This window comes from Amycolatopsis sp. NPDC021455 (assembly GCF_040640995.1).
GTDB lineage: Bacteria > Actinomycetota > Actinomycetes > Mycobacteriales > Pseudonocardiaceae > Amycolatopsis.
This window is the reverse complement of the sequence record NZ_JBFACT010000013.1, coordinates 92,179-111,318: the sequence shown is the minus strand read 5'-3', so window position 1 is coordinate 111,318 and position 19,140 is coordinate 92,179. Positions and strand designations below refer to the sequence as shown.

The window sequence follows — 19,140 nt, the reverse complement described above, 5'->3', positions numbered from 1 at the left end:
TTCCGCGGCACGATAGCGTGTCGCGGGTGACCCCGACCCCGCGAGCGTGAAGCCCCCGTGCCGCCCACATCCGGTCTTCTCCCCATCCGGGAATACATCCTCGTCGCGCTGACCGCGACGGCCGTGACCTACCTGCTCACCGGCGTCGTCCGCCGGATCGCGATCCGGGTCGGCGCCATCGCCAACCCCCGCGCCCGCGACGTCCACGTGGCCCCGATCCCGCGGATGGGCGGGGTCGGCATCTACCTCGGCGTCGCCGGCGCGATGGGCCTCGCCCACCAGCTGCCCGCGCTGTCGCACGGCTTCGACGCCTCCTTCGACTCGGTCGGCGTGCTGCTCGCCGCCGGGGTCATCTCGCTGATCGGCGCGCTCGACGACCGGTTCGAGCTGGACGCCTGGACGAAGCTGGCCGGCCAGGTCATGTGCGCCGGGATCCTGGTCATCTTCGGCGTGCAGTGGGTGTCGTTCTGGGTGCCGTGGGGTGGCAACGACGGCTCGTTCGGCTCGGTGCTCGTGCTCGACAAGAACCAGGGCGCGCTGCTCACCGTCGTGATGGTCGTGGTGATGGTCAACGCGATGAACTTCGTCGACGGCCTCGACGGGCTGGCCGGCGGCCTCGGCTTCATCGCGGCCGCCGCGACGTGCGCGTTCTCGCTCGGGCTGCTCGACAGCTCCGGCGGCGACGTCGGCACCTACCCGCCCGCGCTGATCGCGGCCACGCTCGCCGGCGCGTGTCTGGGCTTCCTGCCGTACAACTTCCAGCCCGCGAAGATCTTCATGGGCGACTCCGGGTCGATGATGATCGGCCTGATGCTCGCCGGCGCGACGACGTCGGCGTCCGGGCGGGTGCCGTACCCGCAGTTCAGCGGCAAGGACGCGATCGCGCTGCTGTCGCCGCTCGTCGTCGTCGCGGCGGTGCTGTTCGTGCCGCTGCTGGACCTGATCATGGCGGTCGTCCGGCGCACGCGCCGCGGCGAAAGCCCGTTCGCGGCCGACAAGATGCACCTGCACCACCGGCTGCTGGAGATCGGGCACTCGCAGCGCCGCGCGGTGCTGCTCATCTACCTGTGGGCCGGGATCCTCGCCTTCGGCGCGGTGTCGGTGACGCTGTTCGACGACGCCGCGGCGCTGTGGATCATCGGGGCGGGCCTGGTCTTCGCGGTGGTCGTCTCGATCGTCCCGCGGCTGCGCTCGCGCAACCAGCCCGGCACCTAGGACGCCGGGGTCTCTACACTCGGTGCTGAAACCGGACAGGGAGCCAGCCGTGAGCGAGACCGAAACCGAAGCGCAGGAGAACCCGCACGCCAAGGTGGTGCTGCAGGCGGCCCGCGCGATGACCAAGGCCTCGCTGCTGATCACCCCGCCCGCGGTGGTGGTGTGCATCGCGCTGTTCAGCATCCTCTTCGGCCTGCACGGCTTCCTGGGCTCGCTCGTCGGCGGGGCGCTGGCCATGATCGCGTCGCTGTCCACACTGGGCTTGATGAAGTTCAGCGCCGGCCAGGACCCGATGTTCGTCATGGTGATCGCGCTCGGCGGGTACGTCGTGAAGGTCGTCCTGCTGTTCGGCGCGCTGACGTTGCTGAAGGGTGTCACGGCGCTGCACCCGCTGTCGCTCGGGATCACGATGATCGTGGCGATCCTGCTGGCCGCCGCGGCCGAGTTCGCGGCCTTCCGCAAGACCAAGATCCCGACGATCATCCCTTCCTGACGCGGTAACTCTTCGTGCACCCGCTTGCGGCCGCCTGAGTGTGACCGGGACCACAAAGGTGCGCCTTCGTGCGGATTGCGGACGGTGACCGGGACCCGCCGCCTGCGGTGATCCGGACGCGGTCCCGGCCGGGGCCGGACCTGGGTCCCGGGTCGACCCGGGACCTAAGTCCTGGGCTGATCGGTGGGTTAGGAGTACGGCTGTCCGGCACTGATTGACCTGCTGGTATGGTCCGCGTCAAGGGTGGCGGCCTCGGCCGCGCGCTCCCTCAGACGAACCGCGATCAGCAGTGTGGCGACCGTGTCGTTCCGCCTCCCGCCGCTGGTCCGAAGTAGACAGCAGGGCAGTGTTCACGCGAGACAACCCCGTGTGCAGAACGTGAAGGTGTGTTCTGCGGACCGTGGGGTAGCCGCCTCCGACGTCCCGATACGTATCGGGTACGTTAAGTCCAGATCGTGACGATTCCCCCGGCGGAGTGAACGCCGGCCGGGAGAACCGGAAGGAGCCCAGTGGGCGCGCTGGTATTGGCCGAGGGTGCGACGTTCGAGCCCCCTGGCGCCGGAAGCTTCATCTTGCCGCCGATCTTCGGCTCGGTAACCAAGCCGATGGTGCTCGTGGTGCTCTCGGTCGTGATCATCGCGACGTACTTCCTGCTGGCGACCCGCAAGCTGCAGGTCGTTCCGGGCAAGGGACAGTTCGTCGCCGAGTCGATCTACAACTTCAGCCGCAACAACATCGCGCGCGAACAGATCGGCTCCCAGGACTTCAAGCGGTTCATTCCGCTCGTTTTCTCGTTGTTCACCTTCGTCCTGGTGAACAACCTCTACGGGATCATCCCGTTCCTCCAGTTCCCGACCATGGCGCGGTTCGGTTTCCCGATCGCCCTGTCGGTGCTCGTCGTCTACCCGGTGTACCACTACGCCGGGATCAAGAGGCACGGCCTGGGCCGCTACTTCAAGAAGGAGCTGGCCCCGCCGGGCGTGCCGCCGATGGTGCTGCCGCTGTTCGCGCTGATCGAGTTCGCGGAGAAGTTCTTCCTCAACCCGCTCACGCTCGCCATCCGTGTTTTCGCCGCCATGTTCGCGGGTCACCTGATCCTGGCGGTGTTCACCCTCGGCGGCACCTTCCTGCTGACCGAGACCTCGGGCTGGGCGCTGAAGCCGGTTTCCCTGGTGGCGTGGATCTTCGCCATCGGGATGACGTTCCTCGAGGCCTTCATCCAGGTGCTGCAGGCCTACATCTTCGCCCTGCTGTCGGCCGGGTACATCGGCGCCGCGCTGGCGTCGGAGCACTGAGAACACAAGCCCCCGATCCACGCGAGCGCGTGGACCGAAGTGAAGGGAAATGCACGTGAGCAACATCGTTCTGGCCCAGGCCGCGGAAGCCGCCACCAACATCAACCCCGGCCTCGCCGCGATCGGCTACGGCCTGGGCGCGATCGGCCCGGGCATCGGTGTGGGCCTGATCTTCGCCGCCGTCATCAACGGCACCGCGCGTCAGCCGGAGGCGCAGGGCAAGCTGCAGGGCATCGGCTTCTCGACCTTCGTGCTGACCGAGGTGCTCGCCCTGATCGGCATCGTCATCTACTTCATCGCCTCCGCAGGCTGAGTCGTCCGCTCATCGTTTAAGGAGGCCCTGCCGTGACGAACGAACTGGTCGTGGCGTCCGAGACGCCATTGCCGATCATCCCCGACATTTCGGAGCTGATCCTCGGCATCGTCGCCTTCCTCATCCTGCTGTTCATCCTCAAGAAGTACGTCGTCCCTCGCTTCGAGGCCGCGTACGAAGAGCGTGCGCAGAAGATCGAGGGGGGCATCGAGAAGGCCGAGAAGGCCCAGGCCCAGGCCGAAGAGGCCCTGGCGAAGTACCAGGCGCAGCTCAAGGAGGCCCGGACCGAGGCCGCCAAGATCCGCGACGACGCCCGGCTCGAAGCCGAGCAGATCAAGGCGGAGCTGCGGGCCGAGGCCGAGGCCGAGTCCCAGCGCATCGTCGCCCAGGGTCAGGCCCAGCTCCAGGCCCAGAAGGCGCAGATCATCGCCGAGCTGCGGGCCGACATGGGCCGCAACGCCGTCGAGCTGGCCAGCCGGATCGTCGGCGAGTCGCTCGAGGACGAGGTGCGCCGCCGCGGCACCGTCGACCGGTTCCTGGCGGAGCTGGAGACCGCCGGTGCCTCCAACGGAGCGGGGAAGTAACCAGAGATGACGCTGCATGCTGCGAGCCGTGAAGCGCTCGGCCTCGCCGAGGAACGCCTCGGCGAGGTTCTGGCCGACGCGGGAGCCGACGCGGCCACGGTCGGCGACGAGCTGCTCTCGGTCGTCGACCTGCTCGACCGGGAGATCGGCCTGCGCCGGGCGGTGAGCGACGCTTCGACGACGCCGGAGGCGCGCACCGGGCTGGTGCGCCGGCTGTTCGAGGGCAAGCTTTCCGAACCGGCGTGCCAGGTGCTCGACGCCGTGGCGGGCAGCCGCTGGTCCAGCCCCCGTGAGCTGACCGACGGCCTCGAGTCGCTCGGTCGCTCGGCCCTGCTCACCTCGGCGGAGAAGACCGGGAACGTCGACACCGTCGAGTCCCAGCTCTTCCAGGTCGCGCGGGTCGTGGCCAACCACCCGGAGCTCGAGGCCGCGCTGTCGGACCTGACCGGTTCCGCCGACGCCAAGCGCACGCTGGTGCGCGGGCTGTTCGCCGACAAGGTGGACGTCGTCACCGAGACCCTCGTCGAGCAGGTCGTCCGCCGGGCCAAGGGCCGCGGCGTCGGCGTCGGGCTCGACAAGCTGGTCAAGCTGGCCGCGGAGCGGCGTCAGCGCTCGGTGGCCTACGTGACCAGCGCGAACGCCCTGTCCGACGAGCAGACCGCCCAGCTGGGCGCGAAGCTCAACGACCTCTACGGGCGGCCGATCGCGCTGCACGTCGAGATCGACCCGCGGCTGGGCGGCGGGCTCGTCGTCCGCGTCGGCGACGAGGTCATCGACGGGAGCGCGGCGGGACAGCTGGCGGCTCTGCGCAGGCGGCTGGCCCGGGCATAGCCCCAGGTCACACAAGACTTTGCATACTGGCAAGAACGAAGCGAGAGCGGGAAAGACATGGCCGAGCTGACGATCTCCTCGGATGAGATCCGTAGCGCGATCGAGAACTACGTCTCGAGTTACGCCCCGGACGTGAGCCGGGAAGAAGTTGGCATCGTGGTGGACGCCGGTGACGGCATCGCCCACGTCGAGGGTCTGCCTTCGGCCATGGCCAACGAGCTGCTCGAGTTCCCCGGCGGCGTCCTCGGCGTCGCCTTGAACCTGGACGCGCGGTCCATCGGTGCCGCGATCCTCGGTGACTTCGAAAGCATCGAAGAGGGCCAGCAGGTCAAGCGCACCGGCCAGGTCCTGTCGGTGCCGGTGGGCGACGGCTACCTCGGCCGCGTCGTCAACCCGCTGGGCCAGCCGATCGACGGCCTCGGCGACATCGAGACCACCGACCGCCGCGCGCTGGAGCTCAAGGCCGCCTCGGTGGTCGAGCGCCAGCCGGTGTCGGAGCCGCTGCAGACCGGCATCACCGCCATCGACGCGATGACGCCGATCGGGCGCGGCCAGCGCCAGCTGATCATCGGTGACCGCAAGACGGGCAAGACCGCCGTCGCCGTGGACACGATCATCAACCAGAAGGCCAACTGGGAGACCGGCGACCCGCAGAAGCAGGTCCGCTGCATCTACGTCGCGGTCGGCCAGAAGGGCTCCACGATCGCCGCCGTGAAGAAGTCCCTCGAGGACGCCGGCGCGCTGGAGTACACCACCATCGTCGCGGCCCCCGCGTCCGACTCGGCCGGCTTCAAGTGGATCGCGCCGTACACCGGCTCGGCCATCGGCCAGCACTGGATGTACGAGGGCAAGCACGTCCTCATCGTGTTCGACGACCTGACCAAGCAGGCCGACGCCTACCGCGCGATCTCGCTGCTGCTGCGCCGCCCGCCGGGCCGCGAGGCGTTCCCCGGCGACGTCTTCTACTTGCACTCCCGCCTGCTGGAGCGCTGCGCGAAGCTGTCGGACGAGCTGGGCGCCGGCTCGCTGACCGGTCTCCCGATCATCGAGACCAAGGCGAACGACGTGTCGGCCTACATCCCGACGAACGTCATCTCGATCACCGACGGCCAGTGCTTCTTCCAGTCGGACCTGTTCAACGCCGGCCAGCGCCCGGCCATCGACGTGGGTATCTCGGTGTCCCGCGTGGGTGGTGCCGCGCAGGTCAAGGCGATGAAGGACGTCGCGGGCTCGCTCCGGATCGACCTGTCGCAGTACCGCGAGCTGGAGGCCTTCGCGGCCTTCGCCTCCGACCTCGACGACGCGTCGAAGGCGCAGCTCGAGCGCGGTGCCCGGCTGTACGAGGTGCTCAAGCAGCCGCAGTACTCGCCGATCCCGGTCGAGGAGCAGGTCCTCACGGTGTACCTGGGCACGAACGGCCACTACGACTCGGTCCCGACCGAGGACGTCCGCCGCTTCAACCACGAGTTCATCGACTCGGCCCGCCGCAAGCACGCCGACCTCATCAAGGGCATCCGCGAGTCGGGCAAGTTCCCGCAGGAGACCCGCGACGCCGTCGTCGAAGCGGTGAACGAGTTCAAGAAGGAGTTCACCACCTCCGAGGGCAAGTCCCTGGTCGAGGCGGACGCCGACGCGATGGACGCCGACAAGGTCGGGCAGGAGACCGTCAAGGTCAACAAGCCCGCCCCGAAGAAGTGAGCTGGTAGCTCATGGCCGCACAACTCCGGGAACTCCGGTCGCGCATCAAGGCGACCAAGTCGATCGGCAAGATCACGAAGGCGATGGAGCTCATCGCCACCGCGCGCATCACGAAGGCGCGGGCACGGGTCGCCGCTTCCCGGCCGTACGCGGACGAGATCACCAAGGTGCTCTCGGCGCTGGCCGGCGCGGCCACCACGCTCGACCACCCCATGCTGGTCGAGCGCCCGAACCCCAAGCGGGCCGCTGTCCTGGTCGTGACCAGCGACAAGGGCCAGTGCGGCGGGTACAACTCCAACGTGCTGCGCGCGACCGAAGAGCTGCTGGCCCTCCTCCGCTCGGAGGGCAAGGAGCCGCAGGTCTACGTCACCGGCAACAAGGGGCTGAACTACTACCGGTTCCGGGGCCGCGAGGTCGTGGACGGCTGGACGGGCTTCTCCGACCAGCCGGGCTACGCCAACGCGGTCGAGGCCGGTGACGCCCTGGTGGAGTCGTTCATGCGCGGCGCCGACGACGCGGACGGCAACGCCGACGGCGTCGCGGGTGTCGACGAGATCCACGTCGTCTACACCGAGTTCGTGTCGATGCTGACCCAGCGGCCGACCGCCAAGCGCGTCGCCCCGCTCGAGGTCGAGTACTCCGAGGGAGAAGAGGAGAAGCCCGCCGGGCTGCTCCCCAGCTACGAGTTCGAGCCCAGTGCCGACACGCTGCTGGACGCGCTCCTGCCGAAGTACATCAACACGCGGCTCTACGCGGCCTTCCTCGAGTCCGCGGCGTCCGAACTGGCCGCCCGCCGGACCGCGATGAAGGCGGCGTCGGACAACGCGAACGAACTGGTGAACACGCTGACGCGGGAGGCGAACCAGGCCCGCCAGGCGCAGATCACCCAGGAGATCTCCGAAATCGTCGGTGGGGCGAACGCGCTCACCGCAGCAGGAAGTGATGACTGATGACCAGTACTGAAGCCCCGCGCGCCAAGGGGCGCATCGTCTCGGTGACCGGGCCGGTCGTCGACGTCGAGTTCCCGCGCGGTTCCGTTCCCGACCAGTTCAACGCGCTCAAGGTCGACATCGAGTTCGAGCAGCTGCGCAAGACGGTGACCCTCGAGGTCGCCAGCCACCTGGGTGACAACCTCGTCCGCACCATCTCCCTGCAGCCGCAGGACGGCCTGGTGCGCGGCGCCGAGGTCACCGACACCGGTGGCCCGATCACGGTCCCGGTCGGCGACAAGGTCAAGGGCCACGTCTACAACGCCCTCGGCGAGTGCCTCGACGAGCCCGGCTACGGCGAGGACCTCGAGCGCTGGGGCATCCACCGCAACCCGCCGTCCTTCGACCAGCTCGAGGGCAAGACGGAGATGCTGGAGACCGGCCTCAAGGTCGTCGACCTGCTCACCCCGTACGTCCAGGGTGGCAAGATCGGCCTGTTCGGCGGTGCCGGCGTGGGCAAGACGGTGCTCATCAAGGAGATGATCACCCGCGTCGCCCGGAACTTCGGTGGTACGTCGGTGTTCGCCGGTGTCGGCGAGCGCACCCGTGAGGGCAACGACCTCTTCCTGGAGATGTCCGAGGACGGCGTCATCAACGACACCGCCCTGGTCTTCGGCCAGATGGACGAGCCGCCGGGCACGCGTATGCGCGTCGCGCTGTCCGCGCTGACCATGGCGGAGTACTTCCGCGACGTCCAGAACCAGGACGTGCTGCTGTTCATCGACAACATCTTCCGGTTCACCCAGGCCGGCTCCGAGGTGTCGACCCTGCTGGGCCGCATGCCGTCGGCCGTGGGTTACCAGCCGACGCTGGCCGACGAGATGGGGCAGCTGCAGGAGCGGATCACCTCGACCCGGGGTCGCTCGATCACCTCGATGCAGGCGATCTACGTCCCCGCGGACGACTACACCGACCCGGCCCCGGCGACGACGTTCGCCCACCTGGACGCCACCACCGAGCTCTCCCGGTCGGTGTTCCAGAAGGGCATCTTCCCGGCGGTGGACCCGCTGGCGTCGACGTCGACGATCCTCGACCCGGCCATCGTCGGTGAGGACCACTACCGCGTGGCCTCCGAGGTCATCCGGATCCTGCAGAAGTACAAGGAGCTGCAGGACATCATCGCGATCCTCGGTATGGACGAGCTCTCGGAAGAGGACAAGCTGACCGTTCAGCGCGCGCGCCGCATCGAGCGGTTCCTGTCGCAGAACATGCTGGTCGCCGAGGCGTTCACGCAGATCCCGGGCTCGACGGTGCCGCTGTCGGAGACCATCGAGTCGTTCGACCGCATCGCCAAGGGTGACTTCGACCACTACCCGGAGCAGGCGTTCCTGGGCATCGGTGGCCTCGAGGACCTCGAGAAGAAGTACAAGGAAATCACCAAGAAGTGATTTTTCGGGTACGGCGGGGGCGTTGTCCTATGTGGACTGAAGCCCCCGCCGTTCTCGTAGCCGGAGACAGACCTATTACACTCGGTGGCAACACCCCGAGTTAAGGAGTGCTACGTGGCTGAGATGTCCGTGGAGCTGGTGGCCGTCGAGCGCCGTCTCTGGTCGGGTACTGCCACTTTCGTGGTGGCCCAGACCACCGAGGGTGAAATCGGCATCATGGCCGGTCACGAACCCGTGCTCGGGCAGCTCGTCGAGGGTGGCGTGGTCAAGGTGACGACCACCGACGGCGAAACGGTGTGCGCGGCCGTACACGGGGGTTTCCTCTCCGTGACCGGCACCGGCGTCAGCATCCTCGCCGAGAGCGCCGAACTGTCCGACGAGATCGACGTCGAAGCGGCCAAGGCGGCTCTGACCGGGGACGACGAGACCGAGCGGGCGAGGGCCTCGGCCCAGCTCCGCGCAGCGGGTCAGTCGGCCTGAGCGCGAGACGGGCAGGAGCCGGGCCGTGAAGATCACCGTGGTCGTAGCAGGGCTCCTGATCGTGCTCGCGGTGCTGGCCGCCTGGTACGGCCAGCGGTGGATCCGGATGCGCCGCGGCGGCGGCGTGAGCGTCGCGCTGCGGTGGCGTCCGGACAACCCGCGGGCCGGCTGGCACCTGGGGCTCGGCCGTTACGAGGGCGACGAGTTCGTCTGGTACCGGGTGTGGAGCCTGCGGACCGGCCCGGACCGCGTCTTCCAGCGCGAAAGCATGCAGATCGCCGACCGCCGCGACCCGTCCGGGACCGAGGCCTACGCCGTTCCCGAGGGCTCGACGGTGCTGCGTTGCGAGTCGGAGACCCAGGAAGCGATCGAGATCGCCATGGGCCCGGGCGCGCTGACGGGCTTCCTTTCGTGGCTCGAATCCGCCCCGCCCGGGCGACGCCTCCCGCGCGCTTCCTGACCTGTCTCATTCCGAGACGTCCTGTGGTGCCTCGCGGGCTTACCGTGGAGGCCATGATTCTCATCGTGGTCAAGTGGCCGGTGAAGCCCGAGTACGCGGACTCCTGGCTCGACATCGTCGGGGACTTCACGCGCAGCACCCGCGCCGAGGCGGGCAGCAAGTTCTTCGAGTGGTCCCGCAGCGTCGACGACAAGAACACGTACGTGCTGGTGGAGGGCTTCGAAGGCCAGGACGCGGCCGTCGCGCACGTCAGCTCCGAGCACTTCAAGACGGCCGTCGCGACGCTGGGCGAGTACATCTCCGACAACCCGCGGATCATCAACGTCCAGGACGCCTCCGACTGGGGCCCGATGGCCGAGATTTCCCCGCACTAAACTCGGGGTGTGACCCTCGTCGAGATCCCCGGCTCCAAGTCCGTCACCGCCCGTGGCCTGTTCCTGGCCGCCGCCGCGCGCGGCACCACCGTGCTCGGCCGTCCGCTGCACTCGGACGACACCGAGGGCTTCGCCGAGGGCCTGGTCAAGCTCGGCTACCGCGTCGACCGGCAGGCGGACGCGTGGACCATCGAGGGCCGGCCGTCGGGCCCGGGGGTCGCCGAGGCCGACGTCTTCTGCCGGGACGGCGCCACGACGGCCCGGTTCCTGCCCGCGCTGGCCGCGGCCGGCACCGGGACGTTCCGCTTCGACGCGTCCGGCCAGATGCGCCGCCGCCCGCTGGGGCCGCTGACCGACGCCCTGCAGGAGCTGGGCGTCGACATCGAGTTCCGCGGCGAGCCGGGGCACCACCCGCTGACGGTCCGCGCGAACGGCATCAAGGGCGGCGAGCTGACCCTCGACGCCGGGCTGTCGTCGCAGTTCCTGACGGCGTTGCTGCTGGTCGGGCCGCTGACCGCGGAGGGCCTGCGGATCACGGTGACCGACCTCGTCTCGGTGCCCTACGTCGAGATCACGCTGGAGATGATGCGCCGCTTCGGCGTCGACGTCGGTCGTGAGGGGCAGACGTTCGTGGTGCCGGCGCAGCCGTACCAGGCGTGCGAGTACCCGGTGGAGCCGGACGCGTCGACGGCGAGCTACTTCCTGGCCGCGGCGGCGGTCACCGGCCGCACCGTGACCATCCCGGGCCTCGGTTCGGACGCTCTCCAGGGGGACGTGAAGTTCGCCGACGTGCTGCGTGAGATGGGCGCGCACGTGGAGCTGGGCCCGGACTCGGTGACGGTCGCGGGGCCGTCGGACGGCCTGCGCGGCATCACGGTGAACATGCGCGACATCTCGGACACCGTCCCGACCCTGGCGGCGATCGCACCCTTCGCTTCGGGCCCGGTCCGCATCGAGGACGTCTACAACACGCGCATCAAGGAGTGCGACCGGCTCGACGCGTGCGAGGAGAACCTGCGCGCGATGGGCGTCGAGGTCGAAACGGGCCGCGACTGGATCGAGATCCAGCCGGGCCGGCCGACGGGCACCCTGGTGGCGTGCCGCCGCGACCACCGGATCGCGATGGCGTTCAGCATCACGGGCTTGCTCGTCGACGACGTGACCCTGGATGATCCGGAGTGCGTGAAGAAGACCTTCCCCGGCTTCCACCAGGCGCTGGGGACCCTGCGGGAGAGCTGGGGAATCTGATGGCCGAAGAGAACCGCTTCGCCAAGCTGCCGGAGCGCGTGAAGCCGGAGGACATGGTGACGACGCAGCCGGTGGACCCGGGCTTCGACGGGACCCCGGAAGAGGCCGACCTGGACCGCTACTGGTCGGCTCACCTCGGAGGCTGAGTCAGGGCTGCCCGCCCGGCTGCCACAGGACGTCGCCGTCCGGGTTCGCCAGCCTCGCCAGGATGAACAGCAGGTCCGACAGCCGGTTCAGGTACTTCACCGCGATCGGGTTGGTCGCCTCGGGCTCGGCCTCGTGCAGGGCCCAGGCCGACCGCTCGGCCCGGCGTGCCACCGTGCGCGCCTGGTGCAGGAACGCCGCCCCCGGCGTCCCGCCCGGCAGGATGAACGACGTCAGCTTCGGCAGGCGCTCGTTGAACTCGTCGCACCAGCCTTCCAGCCGCTCGACGTACTTCTCGGTGATCCGCAGCGGCGGGTACGGCGGGTCGTCGGAGATCGGCAGGCACAGGTCCGCGCCGACGTCGAAGAGGTCGTTCTGGACCGTGCGCAGGACGTCCGCCACTTCGTCCGGCAGCGAGCCGACCGCGATCGCCAGTCCCAGCACCGAGTTCGTCTCGTCCGTGTCCGCATACGCACCCAGCCGCGGGGACGTCTTCGGCACGCGGGACCCGTCGCCGAGCGCGGTCGTGCCGTTGTCGCCGACCTTCGTGTACACGCGGTTGATGCGAACGACCATGAACCCACCATAGCGGCCCCCGCCCGGGCCGAATCCGGGCGAGAGGGCATGATTGGCGGCCATGAGCGAGCACTTCGACGTGCATGGCGGAGCCCGGCTGGTCGGCGAGGTCGACGTGGTCGGCGCGAAGAACAGCGTGCTGAAGCTGATGGCCGCCGCCCTCCTCGCGGAGGGCACCACGACCATCACGAACTGCCCGCAGATCCTCGACGTCCCGCTGATGGGCGACGTGCTGCGGAGCGTCGGCTGCGAGGTCGTCATCGAGGGCGACACCGCCACCATCACCACCCCGGCCGAGCTGTCGCACCGCGCGGACTCGTCGGCGATGGGCAAGCTGCGCGCGTCCGTCTGCGTGCTGGGGCCGCTGGTCGGCCGGCTGAAGCAGGCCGTCGTCGCGCTGCCGGGCGGCGACGCGATCGGCTCGCGCCCGCTGGACATGCACCAGAACGGCCTGCGCAAGCTGGGCGCGACGAGCACGATCGAGCACGGCTGTGTCGTCGCGAAGGCCGAGACGCTGGTCGGCGCGCAGATCTGGCTGGACTTCCCGAGCGTCGGCGCGACCGAGAACATCCTCATGGCGGCCGTGCTGGCCGAGGGCACGACGGTGATCGACAACGCCGCGCGCGAGCCGGAGATCGCCGACATCTGCACGATGCTCACCGAGATGGGCGCGAAGATCGAGGGCGCCGGGACGTCGACGCTGACCGTCCACGGCGTCGAGAAGCTCCACCCGACCCAGCACAGCGTCATCGGCGACCGGATCGTGGGCGCGACCTGGGCGTTCGCCGCCTCGATGACCCGCGGCGACATCACCGTCCGCGGCGTCAACCCGCACCACCTCGACCTGGTGCTGAACAAGCTGGAGCTGGCCGGCGCGGACGTCGAGACGTTCGGCGACAAGGGTTTCCGCGTGGTCCAGCCGGAGCGCCCGAAGGCGGTCGACTGGGTGACGCTGCCGTACCCCGGCTTCGCGACCGACCTGCAGCCGTTCGCGGTCGCGCTGTCGGCGGTGTCGGAAGGCACGTCGATGATCACGGAGAACGTCTACGAGGCGCGCTTCCGGTTCATCGAGGAAATGGTCAGGCTGTCGGGCGACGCCCGCACGGACGGCCACCACGCGGTGGTCCGCGGGGTCGAGAAGCTCTCGAGCGCGCCGGTCTGGGCATCGGATATCCGCGCAGGTGCGGGGCTGGTGCTGGCGGGCCTGTGCGCGGACGGTGTCACCGAGGTCTGGGACGTCTTCCACATCGACCGCGGCTACCCGCACTTCGTCGAGAACCTCAACCGCCTCGGCGCGAACATCAAGCGCGTCGCCGGCGAGCCCGACCGGAGCTGAAGTCAGGTGCCCTGCGCGCCGAGCGCGCGCAGGGCGTACTCCACCAGCCGGTCCAGGTAGTCCGGCTCCGGCTCGGCCTGCCGGACCACCAGACGCCAGTAGATGGGCGCCGCCAGGACGTCGAGCGCCATCTCCATGTCGAGGTCCTCGGGCAGTTCGCCGCGCGCGATCGCGCGGCGCAGCATCGCCTCGCCGACCTCGCGGCGAGGGCCGCCGATGGCTCCGCGCAAGCCGTCGCCGTAACCCGGGTTGCGGGCGTCCTCCGCGACCAGGTCCGGCAGGATCCGCGAGAACAGCGGGTGCGTGAGCCAGTCGATCAGGGCCTGCATCGTTTCGCGCAGGTCGCCACGCAGTGAACCGGTGTCAACCTCGGCCGCGCGGCCGACGCTGAACTCCGTCACCACCGAGGCGATCATGTAGTCCTTCGACGACCACCGCCGGTACAGCGCGCTCTTGCCGACGCCGGCGCGTTTCGCCACCGCTTCCATCGAGAGCCGGCCGTAGCCCTGTTCGGCGAGCTCCCACATGACGGCGTCGGTGATGGCCTTGGTGACTTCGGGCTGGAGGACCGCGGCGCCGGTCGGGGTGCGTGGCATGGGTCGCAGTGTAGCGGGTGGACGGGACGGTACCGTCCCGTCTATGGTCGACGTCGGGACGGTACCGTCCCGTCCAAACGCGGAAGGAGTTCCGATGCGGCCACTGGACCTCGTCGAGCACGCGCTCGACCTGCTGCTGAAGCACGACATGGCCGGGTTCGCCGGGCTCTGGGCGCCCGACGGTGTCCTCGAGTTCCCGTTCGCCGGTCCGGGCTACCCGGCCCGGGTCGAAGGCCGTGACGCGATCCGCGAGTACCTCCGCGACCACCCGAACCTCCTCGACATCCGGGAGGTCACGGCCAAGACCGTGCACGAGACCGCCGACCCGGCCGTGGTCGTCGTCGAGTTCACCGTCGCGGGAGTCGTGGTGGCGTCGCGGAAGCCGTACGAGCTGTCGTACGTCGCCGTGATCACCGTCGAGGACGGCGAGATCCGGCGTTACCGCGACTACTGGAGCCCGCTCGCCGCGGCCGGGGTGCTCGGTGGCGTCGAAGAGCTGACGGCGGCCTTCAATGGGTGACGTCCTGGTCCTCGGCGGCACGGGAACCACCGGGCGCCGGGTCGTCGCGGGCCTGCGTGACGCCGGGTTCGCGGCGCGGGCGGCCACGCGCAAGCCGGGAGAACCCGGTCAGGTCCGGTTCGACTGGACAGATCGCGCCACCCACGCGGACGCCGTGCGCGGCGCCACCGCCGTCTACCTCGTCGCGCCGATCGGCGAGGCCGCGCCGGCGGCGCTGGTGGAGCCGTTCCTGGCGGACGCGTTCGACGCGGGGGTCCGGCGGGTGGTCCTGCTCAGCTCGTCGGCCGTCACCGAGGACAGCCCCGGGCTCGGCGACCTGCAGCGGCTGGTGCGCGCGGCGCCGGAGTGGGCCGTGCTGAAGCCGAGCTGGTTCATGCAGAACTTCACCGGCGAGCACCTGGTCGCCCAAGGGGTGCGCGACGGCGAGATCGTCACCGCCACCGGTGATGCCCGTGTCGCGTTCGTCGACGCCGGCGACATCGCCGCGGTCGCCGTCCGCGCTCTGACGGACGCGGTGCCGCACAACACCGAACACGTCCTGACCGGCCCGGCCGCCCTCAGCTACGCCGAAGCCGCGGCGGTCGTTTCCGCCCGGCTCGGCCGGACGGTACGGCACCGTTCCGTCCCGGCCGCCGAGTTCGCCGCACGGCTGACCGGGTCCGGGCTGCCCGCCGAGTTCGCCCGTGTGCTGGCCGCGCTGGACGACGACATCCGGCGCGGCTCCGAAGACCGCGTCACCGCGGCCGTCGAACAGGTCACCGGGCGGCCCGCCCGTGCCTTCGAAACCTTTGTGGAAGCGGAGATCCGATGAAGCAGCTGATGTTCGAAGAGGACACGCAGTTCTGGTTCGAAACCCTGCGCCTGTTCGGCCACGCGGCCTACGGCGGCTCGGACTTCGGCGAAGTGCTCGCCGCGGCGTCGAGCGTGACGCCCGGCGACTACGACAGCTGGCACGACGCCTACCGCGCCCTGGCCGACCGCCTGTACGCGGAAGCGGCGGACGCCGGCCCGGTGACCGCGCGGGACCTGCTGCTGCGCGCGTCGACGTACTACTTCTCGTCGGAGTTCTTCCTGCACGGCGACCCGGCGGACCCGCGGATCGCGGCGGCCTACGACCGCAGCGTCGAATGCTTCCGGCGGGCCGGGGTCGCGGAGCCGGTCGAAATCCCCTACGAGGGAACGGTTTTGCGCGGCTACCTCTACCGCGCGCCGGGTGCGGGCCCGAAGCCGGTGCTGATCATGCACAACGGGTTCGACGGCAGCGCCGAGGAACTCCACTTCATGGGCGCGGCGACGGGTGCCGAACGCGGCTACCACGTGCTGACCTTCGACGGCCCGGGCCAGCCGAGCGCGATCCGGCACGAGAAGCTGGTGTTCCGCCCGGACTGGGAACACGTGGTGACGCCGGTGGTGGACTTCGCGCTCGGGCTCGACGGCGTCGACCCGGCGCGGATCGCGCTGCTCGGCGTCAGCCTCGGCGGCATGCTGGCGCCGCGTGCGGCGGCGTTCGAGCCCCGGCTGGCGGCGGTCGTCGCGGTCGACGGCGTCTACGACGCGGGCGCCGCGGTGACGTCGGCGCTGCCGTGGTCGCGCGAGGAGATCGCCCGCCGTGCCCGGGCGGAGCACGACGACGAGTTCGACGCGCTGCTCGCGGCGGGCCGGCAGGCGAGCCCGACGCTGCGCTGGGCGTGCGACCACGGCCGTTACGTCCTGGGCGCGGCGACCGACCGCGAGTTCGTCGCGAAGTACCTGGAGTACACGCTCGAAGACGGCGTCGCGGAGAAGATCGCGTGCCCGACGCTGGTCTGCGAAGCGGCGGACGACCTGTTCTTCGGCGGCGAGACCGAAACCGAGCCTCGGCGGCTGTACGCGCACCTGAACGCACCTAAGACGCTGATGACGTTCACCGCGGAGGAAGGCGCGGACGCGCACTGCCACGTCGGCGCCCAGCGGCTCGCGGCCGGCCGGATCTACGACTGGCTGGACCGGACGCTCTAACCCTCGAAGGCCAGTACGGCGCCGAAGCCGACGAGGGCGGTGCCGGTGACGCCGTCGAGGGTGCGGCGGACCCGGCGCCGCTGCAGCCAGCCGCGGATCCGGTGCACGCCGGCGACGATGACCAATTGCCAGAGCGTGGCGAGCACCACGACGGTGACGACGAGCAGCATCGTCTCGGCGATCGTCGAGCCCGGGGTCAGGAACTGCGGCAGCATCGCGAGGTAGAAGAGGAGCCCCTTCGGGTTGGTGAGGTTGCAGAGGAAGCCTTCACGCCACCGCCGGCTTCCGCTCGGCTTGGCTCGCGCGAGCGTCAGCGCGGAGTAGTCCCCGCGCCAGGCGGCGATGAGGGCTCTCACACCGAGGTACCCGAGGTAGGCGGCGCCGGCCCACTTCAAGGCGAGGAAGACGGGTTCGGACCGCACGATGACGGCACTGAGTCCCAGGGCGGCGGCGAGGCCCTGGATGAGGTTTCCGGATCCGATCCCCAGCGCGGTCAGGACCCCGCCGCGGTTCCCGCCGGCGAGCGAGTTCTTGAGCACGACAGCCGTGTCCGGCCCTGGCACGACGAGCACGAGCAGCACGAAAAGCACATAAGCGCCATAAGTTCCCCAGGTCATGACCACAGCCTAGGACGGGGACGACAGGGTTCCGGATCGTGAGCGTCAGCCTTCGAAGGCCAGCGCCGCCCCGAACCCGACGAGTGCTACCCCGGTGGCGCCGTCCATCGTCCGCCGCACCCGGCGGCGCTGCAGCCAGCCCCGGACGCGGTGGACGAAGAACAGCAGCAGCACCTGCCACACCAGCCCCAGGGCCGCGACGGTGTACGCCAGCAGCAGCGCGTCACCCTGGTCCGTCACACCCGGGGTGAGGAACTGCGGCAGCACCGACAGGTACAGCACGATCACCTTGGGGTTGGTGATGTTGGACAGGAACCCTTCGCGGAACCGCCGTCCCCGGGACGCGCGTGCCTTGCGGACGTCGTCGAGCGCCTCGTAATCGCCGCGCCAGGCGCCGCGCAGGGCTTGGACGCCCAGGAAGACCAGGTACGCCGCGCCGAGCCACTTCACCGTCAGGAACACCGGCTGGGAGCGCGTGAGCACCGCTCCCAGCCCGAGTGCGGCCGCCGTGCCCTGCAGGAAGTTCGCGGCGGAGATCCCGGCGCACGCCCAGCCGCCGCCGCGGACGCCGCCGGTCAGGGCGTTCTTGAGCACCACCATCGTGTCCGGGCCCGGCATCATGGCCAGGAACGCCATCATGCCGGTGAAAGCGGCGTACGTGCTCCACGTCATCAAGACTCCAAGGCGAGGGCGGCGCCGAACCCGAGCAGCGCGGTGCCGGTGACGCCGTCCAGGGTACGGCGCACCCGGCGGCGGCCCAGCCACGTCCGGACGCGGTGGACGAACAGCAGCAGCGCCAGCAGCCACAGCCCGCCGAGCACGGCGACCGTGTAGGCCAGCAGCAGCGCGTCCCCGGTGCTCGACTCGGCCGTCAGGAACTGCGGCAGCACGGACAGGAACAGCACCAGCACCTTCGGGTTGGTGACGTTGGAGAGGAACCCTTCACGGAACCGCCGGAAGCCCCGGCCCCGGCGCCGCTGGACTTCCTCGATGCCCGCGTAGCTGCCGCGGAACGCGCCGCGCAGCGCCTGGATGCCGAGGAAGACGAGGTAGGCCGCGCCGACCCACTTGAGCGTGATGAACAGCGGCTGCGACCGTGCGATGAGGACGCCGAGCCCGAGCGCGGCGGCGGTGCCCTGCACGGCGTTCCCGGTGACGATGCCGAGCGACGCGAGCAGCCCGCCCCGGAACCCGCCGGAGAGGGCGTTCTTCAGCATCACCATCGTGTCCGGTCCCGGCGCCAGCACGATCAGGACCACGATGACCAGGTAACTCCCGTACACACTCCACGTCACGGCTGTCCACGCTAAACGACGCCCGCCGTACGGTCTCGCGGATTTCGGTCACAGCGACCGGCCCGGCACGGAGCGTGCGCGAGCCCGTACGGCGCGCGTGGCACTCGGCGGCGGGCGCCCCGGCGGAGTACTGTTCGGCCATGTCAGCAGGGGAAATCGATCTTTTGCCCGGTGAGCGCGTGCTCTGGGCGGGAGAACCGGTCCAGCGCCCGCTCTACGTCGCCGCGGACGGGGTGATCGCCCCTGCCGGACTCGTCCTCGCCGCAGCCGCGCTCTGGTACCTGCTCACGAAGCAGCCGAGCGGCCTGACGATGGCCGCGGCCGTGGTGGCGCTGGTGCTCGGTTGCTACGGCCTGATCGGCCGGTCCGTGGTCCGCTACCTGGCGCTCGGGCGCACGACCTACGCGGTGACCGACAGCCGGATCATCGCGCGTTCGGGCCTGTTCCGGCAGAAGGAACGCTCCAGCGAGCTGGCCGGCCTGCCGGCGCCGGTCCTCAAGCCGGGACCGTCCCGCACCGGCACCATCGCCTTCGGCGGCCCGGGAACGGTGACGCTGATGGGCATCGGCGAGCCCAAGCGGGTGCGCGACATGCTCACCAAGGCCATCGACGAGGCCAAGGCCCGCCAGGCCCCGCCGGAGCCCGGCAGTTCGGCCGCCTGAGGGGCAACCACCAGGGGTCGCCGGGCGT

General features: G+C 70.0%; 24 protein-coding genes. 19 read left to right on the top strand and 5 right to left on the bottom strand.

The window, feature by feature from the left end; translation table 11 throughout:
- Positions 1-57 precede the first annotated feature (57 nt).
- The 14 genes from AB0G28_RS18565 to AB0G28_RS18500 all read left to right on the top strand — a co-directional run bounded on the left by AB0G28_RS18565 (position 58) and on the right by AB0G28_RS18500 (position 11,514).
- Positions 58-1,215, top strand: coding sequence for an MraY family glycosyltransferase (locus tag AB0G28_RS18565; RefSeq protein WP_361089769.1), 1,158 nt, complete (start codon positions 58-60; stop codon positions 1,213-1,215).
- 49 nt (positions 1,216-1,264) lie between these two features.
- On the top strand, positions 1,265-1,708 hold the full coding sequence (locus AB0G28_RS18560) for a hypothetical protein (RefSeq protein ID WP_361089768.1): 444 nt from the start codon (positions 1,265-1,267) through the stop codon (positions 1,706-1,708).
- A gap of 509 nt (positions 1,709-2,217) precedes the next feature.
- Positions 2,218-3,003 (top strand): F0F1 ATP synthase subunit A, encoded by a 786-nt coding sequence (gene atpB / locus AB0G28_RS18555; protein WP_361089766.1) that lies wholly within the window; start codon positions 2,218-2,220, stop codon positions 3,001-3,003.
- A gap of 55 nt (positions 3,004-3,058) precedes the next feature.
- On the top strand, positions 3,059-3,316 hold the full coding sequence (locus AB0G28_RS18550; protein ID WP_361089764.1) for an ATP F0F1 synthase subunit C: 258 nt from the start codon (positions 3,059-3,061) through the stop codon (positions 3,314-3,316).
- A gap of 32 nt (positions 3,317-3,348) precedes the next feature.
- Positions 3,349-3,900, top strand: a complete 552-nt coding sequence (locus tag AB0G28_RS18545; protein ID WP_361089762.1) for a F0F1 ATP synthase subunit B — start codon at positions 3,349-3,351, stop codon at positions 3,898-3,900.
- 6 nt (positions 3,901-3,906) lie between these two features.
- Positions 3,907-4,731, top strand: a complete 825-nt coding sequence (locus AB0G28_RS18540; RefSeq protein ID WP_361089761.1) for a F0F1 ATP synthase subunit delta — start codon at positions 3,907-3,909, stop codon at positions 4,729-4,731.
- 57 nt (positions 4,732-4,788) lie between these two features.
- Positions 4,789-6,429: a F0F1 ATP synthase subunit alpha gene (gene atpA / locus AB0G28_RS18535; RefSeq protein ID WP_361089759.1), complete on the top strand. Its 1,641-nt coding sequence runs from the start codon at positions 4,789-4,791 to the stop codon at positions 6,427-6,429.
- Between the two features lie 11 nt (positions 6,430-6,440).
- The gene (locus AB0G28_RS18530) at positions 6,441-7,379 is read left to right on the top strand and encodes a F0F1 ATP synthase subunit gamma (RefSeq protein WP_361089757.1); all 939 of its coding nucleotides are present in this window, start codon (positions 6,441-6,443) and stop codon (positions 7,377-7,379) included.
- Positions 7,379-8,806 (top strand): F0F1 ATP synthase subunit beta, encoded by a 1,428-nt coding sequence (gene atpD / locus AB0G28_RS18525; protein WP_361089755.1) that lies wholly within the window; start codon positions 7,379-7,381, stop codon positions 8,804-8,806. The genes AB0G28_RS18530 and atpD overlap by 1 nt, the downstream gene beginning before the upstream one ends.
- Positions 8,807-8,920: 114 nt before the next feature.
- A complete protein-coding gene (locus AB0G28_RS18520) occupies positions 8,921-9,286 on the top strand; it encodes a F0F1 ATP synthase subunit epsilon (RefSeq protein ID WP_003102658.1) in 366 nt (121 codons plus the stop codon).
- Between the two features lie 25 nt (positions 9,287-9,311).
- Positions 9,312-9,746 carry a DUF2550 domain-containing protein gene (locus tag AB0G28_RS18515; RefSeq protein WP_361089753.1) on the top strand — a complete coding sequence of 145 codons (435 nt, stop codon included), beginning with the start codon at positions 9,312-9,314 and terminating at the stop codon, positions 9,744-9,746.
- Between the two features lie 53 nt (positions 9,747-9,799).
- Positions 9,800-10,120 carry a putative quinol monooxygenase gene (locus AB0G28_RS18510; RefSeq protein WP_361089751.1) on the top strand — a complete coding sequence of 107 codons (321 nt, stop codon included), beginning with the start codon at positions 9,800-9,802 and terminating at the stop codon, positions 10,118-10,120.
- 9 nt (positions 10,121-10,129) lie between these two features.
- A complete protein-coding gene (gene aroA, locus AB0G28_RS18505) occupies positions 10,130-11,368 on the top strand; it encodes a 3-phosphoshikimate 1-carboxyvinyltransferase (RefSeq protein WP_361089749.1) in 1,239 nt (412 codons plus the stop codon).
- Complete coding sequence (locus AB0G28_RS18500) at positions 11,368-11,514, top strand: hypothetical protein (protein WP_361089747.1); 147 nt, start codon at positions 11,368-11,370, stop codon at positions 11,512-11,514. The genes aroA and AB0G28_RS18500 overlap by 1 nt, the downstream gene beginning before the upstream one ends.
- Before the next feature lies 1 nt (position 11,515).
- On the opposite strand, the gene AB0G28_RS18495 is transcribed toward AB0G28_RS18500, so the two are convergent.
- Entirely contained in the window at positions 11,516-12,088 is a 573-nt protein-coding gene (locus AB0G28_RS18495; protein WP_361089745.1) for a cob(I)yrinic acid a,c-diamide adenosyltransferase, read from the bottom strand.
- A gap of 61 nt (positions 12,089-12,149) precedes the next feature.
- Between AB0G28_RS18495 and murA the strand changes: the two genes are divergently transcribed.
- Entirely contained in the window at positions 12,150-13,424 is a 1,275-nt protein-coding gene (murA, locus tag AB0G28_RS18490; RefSeq protein WP_361089743.1) for a UDP-N-acetylglucosamine 1-carboxyvinyltransferase, read from the top strand.
- Positions 13,425-13,426: 2 nt separating this feature from the next.
- Here murA and AB0G28_RS18485 read toward each other — a convergent pair whose 3' ends face one another.
- Positions 13,427-14,020, bottom strand: a complete 594-nt coding sequence (locus AB0G28_RS18485) for a TetR/AcrR family transcriptional regulator (protein ID WP_361089741.1) — start codon at positions 14,018-14,020, stop codon at positions 13,427-13,429.
- 94 nt (positions 14,021-14,114) lie between these two features.
- Here AB0G28_RS18485 and AB0G28_RS18480 point away from each other — a divergent pair, with 94 nt between their 5' ends.
- The 3 genes from AB0G28_RS18480 to AB0G28_RS18470 are packed head-to-tail and all read left to right on the top strand — an operon-like array spanning position 14,115 to position 16,538.
- On the top strand, positions 14,115-14,540 hold the full coding sequence (locus tag AB0G28_RS18480) for a nuclear transport factor 2 family protein (protein WP_361089739.1): 426 nt from the start codon (positions 14,115-14,117) through the stop codon (positions 14,538-14,540).
- Positions 14,533-15,351 carry an NAD(P)H-binding protein gene (locus AB0G28_RS18475; protein WP_361089737.1) on the top strand — a complete coding sequence of 273 codons (819 nt, stop codon included), beginning with the start codon at positions 14,533-14,535 and terminating at the stop codon, positions 15,349-15,351. Before AB0G28_RS18480 ends, AB0G28_RS18475 begins: the two co-directional genes overlap by 8 nt.
- On the top strand, positions 15,348-16,538 hold the full coding sequence (locus tag AB0G28_RS18470) for an alpha/beta fold hydrolase (protein ID WP_361089736.1): 1,191 nt from the start codon (positions 15,348-15,350) through the stop codon (positions 16,536-16,538). The genes AB0G28_RS18475 and AB0G28_RS18470 overlap by 4 nt, the downstream gene beginning before the upstream one ends.
- Here the strand turns inward: AB0G28_RS18470 and AB0G28_RS18465 are convergent.
- The 3 genes from AB0G28_RS18465 to AB0G28_RS18455 are packed head-to-tail and all read right to left on the bottom strand — an operon-like array spanning position 16,535 to position 18,450.
- Positions 16,535-17,155: a LysE family translocator gene (locus tag AB0G28_RS18465; protein ID WP_361089734.1), complete on the bottom strand. Its 621-nt coding sequence runs from the start codon at positions 17,153-17,155 to the stop codon at positions 16,535-16,537. The genes AB0G28_RS18470 and AB0G28_RS18465 overlap by 4 nt on opposite strands.
- 45 nt (positions 17,156-17,200) lie before the next feature.
- Positions 17,201-17,827, bottom strand: coding sequence for a LysE family translocator (locus AB0G28_RS18460; RefSeq protein WP_361089732.1), 627 nt, complete (start codon positions 17,825-17,827; stop codon positions 17,201-17,203).
- Positions 17,827-18,450, bottom strand: coding sequence for a LysE family translocator (locus AB0G28_RS18455; RefSeq protein WP_361089730.1), 624 nt, complete (start codon positions 18,448-18,450; stop codon positions 17,827-17,829). The genes AB0G28_RS18460 and AB0G28_RS18455 overlap by 1 nt, the downstream gene beginning before the upstream one ends.
- A gap of 140 nt (positions 18,451-18,590) precedes the next feature.
- On the opposite strand from AB0G28_RS18455, the gene AB0G28_RS18450 reads away from it, so the two are divergent.
- On the top strand, positions 18,591-19,112 hold the full coding sequence (locus tag AB0G28_RS18450; RefSeq protein ID WP_361089728.1) for a PH domain-containing protein: 522 nt from the start codon (positions 18,591-18,593) through the stop codon (positions 19,110-19,112).
- The last annotated feature ends 28 nt before the right edge of the window (positions 19,113-19,140 follow it).

Bases quoted from the DNA above. Each gene is read 5' to 3' on its own strand.
- AB0G28_RS18540 (WP_361089761.1), top strand. From the start codon at position 3,907: ATGACGCTGCATGCTGCGAGCCGTGAAGCGCTCGGCCTCGCCGAGGAA.
- atpA (WP_361089759.1), top strand. From the start codon at position 4,789: ATGGCCGAGCTGACGATCTCCTCGGATGAGATCCGTAGCGCGATCGAG.
- AB0G28_RS18530 (WP_361089757.1), top strand. From the start codon at position 6,441: ATGGCCGCACAACTCCGGGAACTCCGGTCGCGCATCAAGGCGACCAAG.
- atpD (WP_361089755.1), top strand. From the start codon at position 7,379: ATGACCAGTACTGAAGCCCCGCGCGCCAAGGGGCGCATCGTCTCGGTG.
- AB0G28_RS18510 (WP_361089751.1), top strand. From the start codon at position 9,800: ATGATTCTCATCGTGGTCAAGTGGCCGGTGAAGCCCGAGTACGCGGAC.
- AB0G28_RS18500 (WP_361089747.1), top strand. From the start codon at position 11,368: ATGGCCGAAGAGAACCGCTTCGCCAAGCTGCCGGAGCGCGTGAAGCCG.
- AB0G28_RS18495 (WP_361089745.1), bottom strand. From the start codon at position 12,088: ATGGTCGTTCGCATCAACCGCGTGTACACGAAGGTCGGCGACAACGGC.
- murA (WP_361089743.1), top strand. From the start codon at position 12,150: ATGAGCGAGCACTTCGACGTGCATGGCGGAGCCCGGCTGGTCGGCGAG.
- AB0G28_RS18485 (WP_361089741.1), bottom strand. From the start codon at position 14,020: ATGCCACGCACCCCGACCGGCGCCGCGGTCCTCCAGCCCGAAGTCACC.
- AB0G28_RS18480 (WP_361089739.1), top strand. From the start codon at position 14,115: ATGCGGCCACTGGACCTCGTCGAGCACGCGCTCGACCTGCTGCTGAAG.
- AB0G28_RS18475 (WP_361089737.1), top strand. From the start codon at position 14,533: ATGGGTGACGTCCTGGTCCTCGGCGGCACGGGAACCACCGGGCGCCGG.
- AB0G28_RS18470 (WP_361089736.1), top strand. From the start codon at position 15,348: ATGAAGCAGCTGATGTTCGAAGAGGACACGCAGTTCTGGTTCGAAACC.
- AB0G28_RS18465 (WP_361089734.1), bottom strand. From the start codon at position 17,155: ATGACCTGGGGAACTTATGGCGCTTATGTGCTTTTCGTGCTGCTCGTG.
- AB0G28_RS18460 (WP_361089732.1), bottom strand. From the start codon at position 17,827: ATGACGTGGAGCACGTACGCCGCTTTCACCGGCATGATGGCGTTCCTG.
- AB0G28_RS18450 (WP_361089728.1), top strand. From the start codon at position 18,591: ATGTCAGCAGGGGAAATCGATCTTTTGCCCGGTGAGCGCGTGCTCTGG.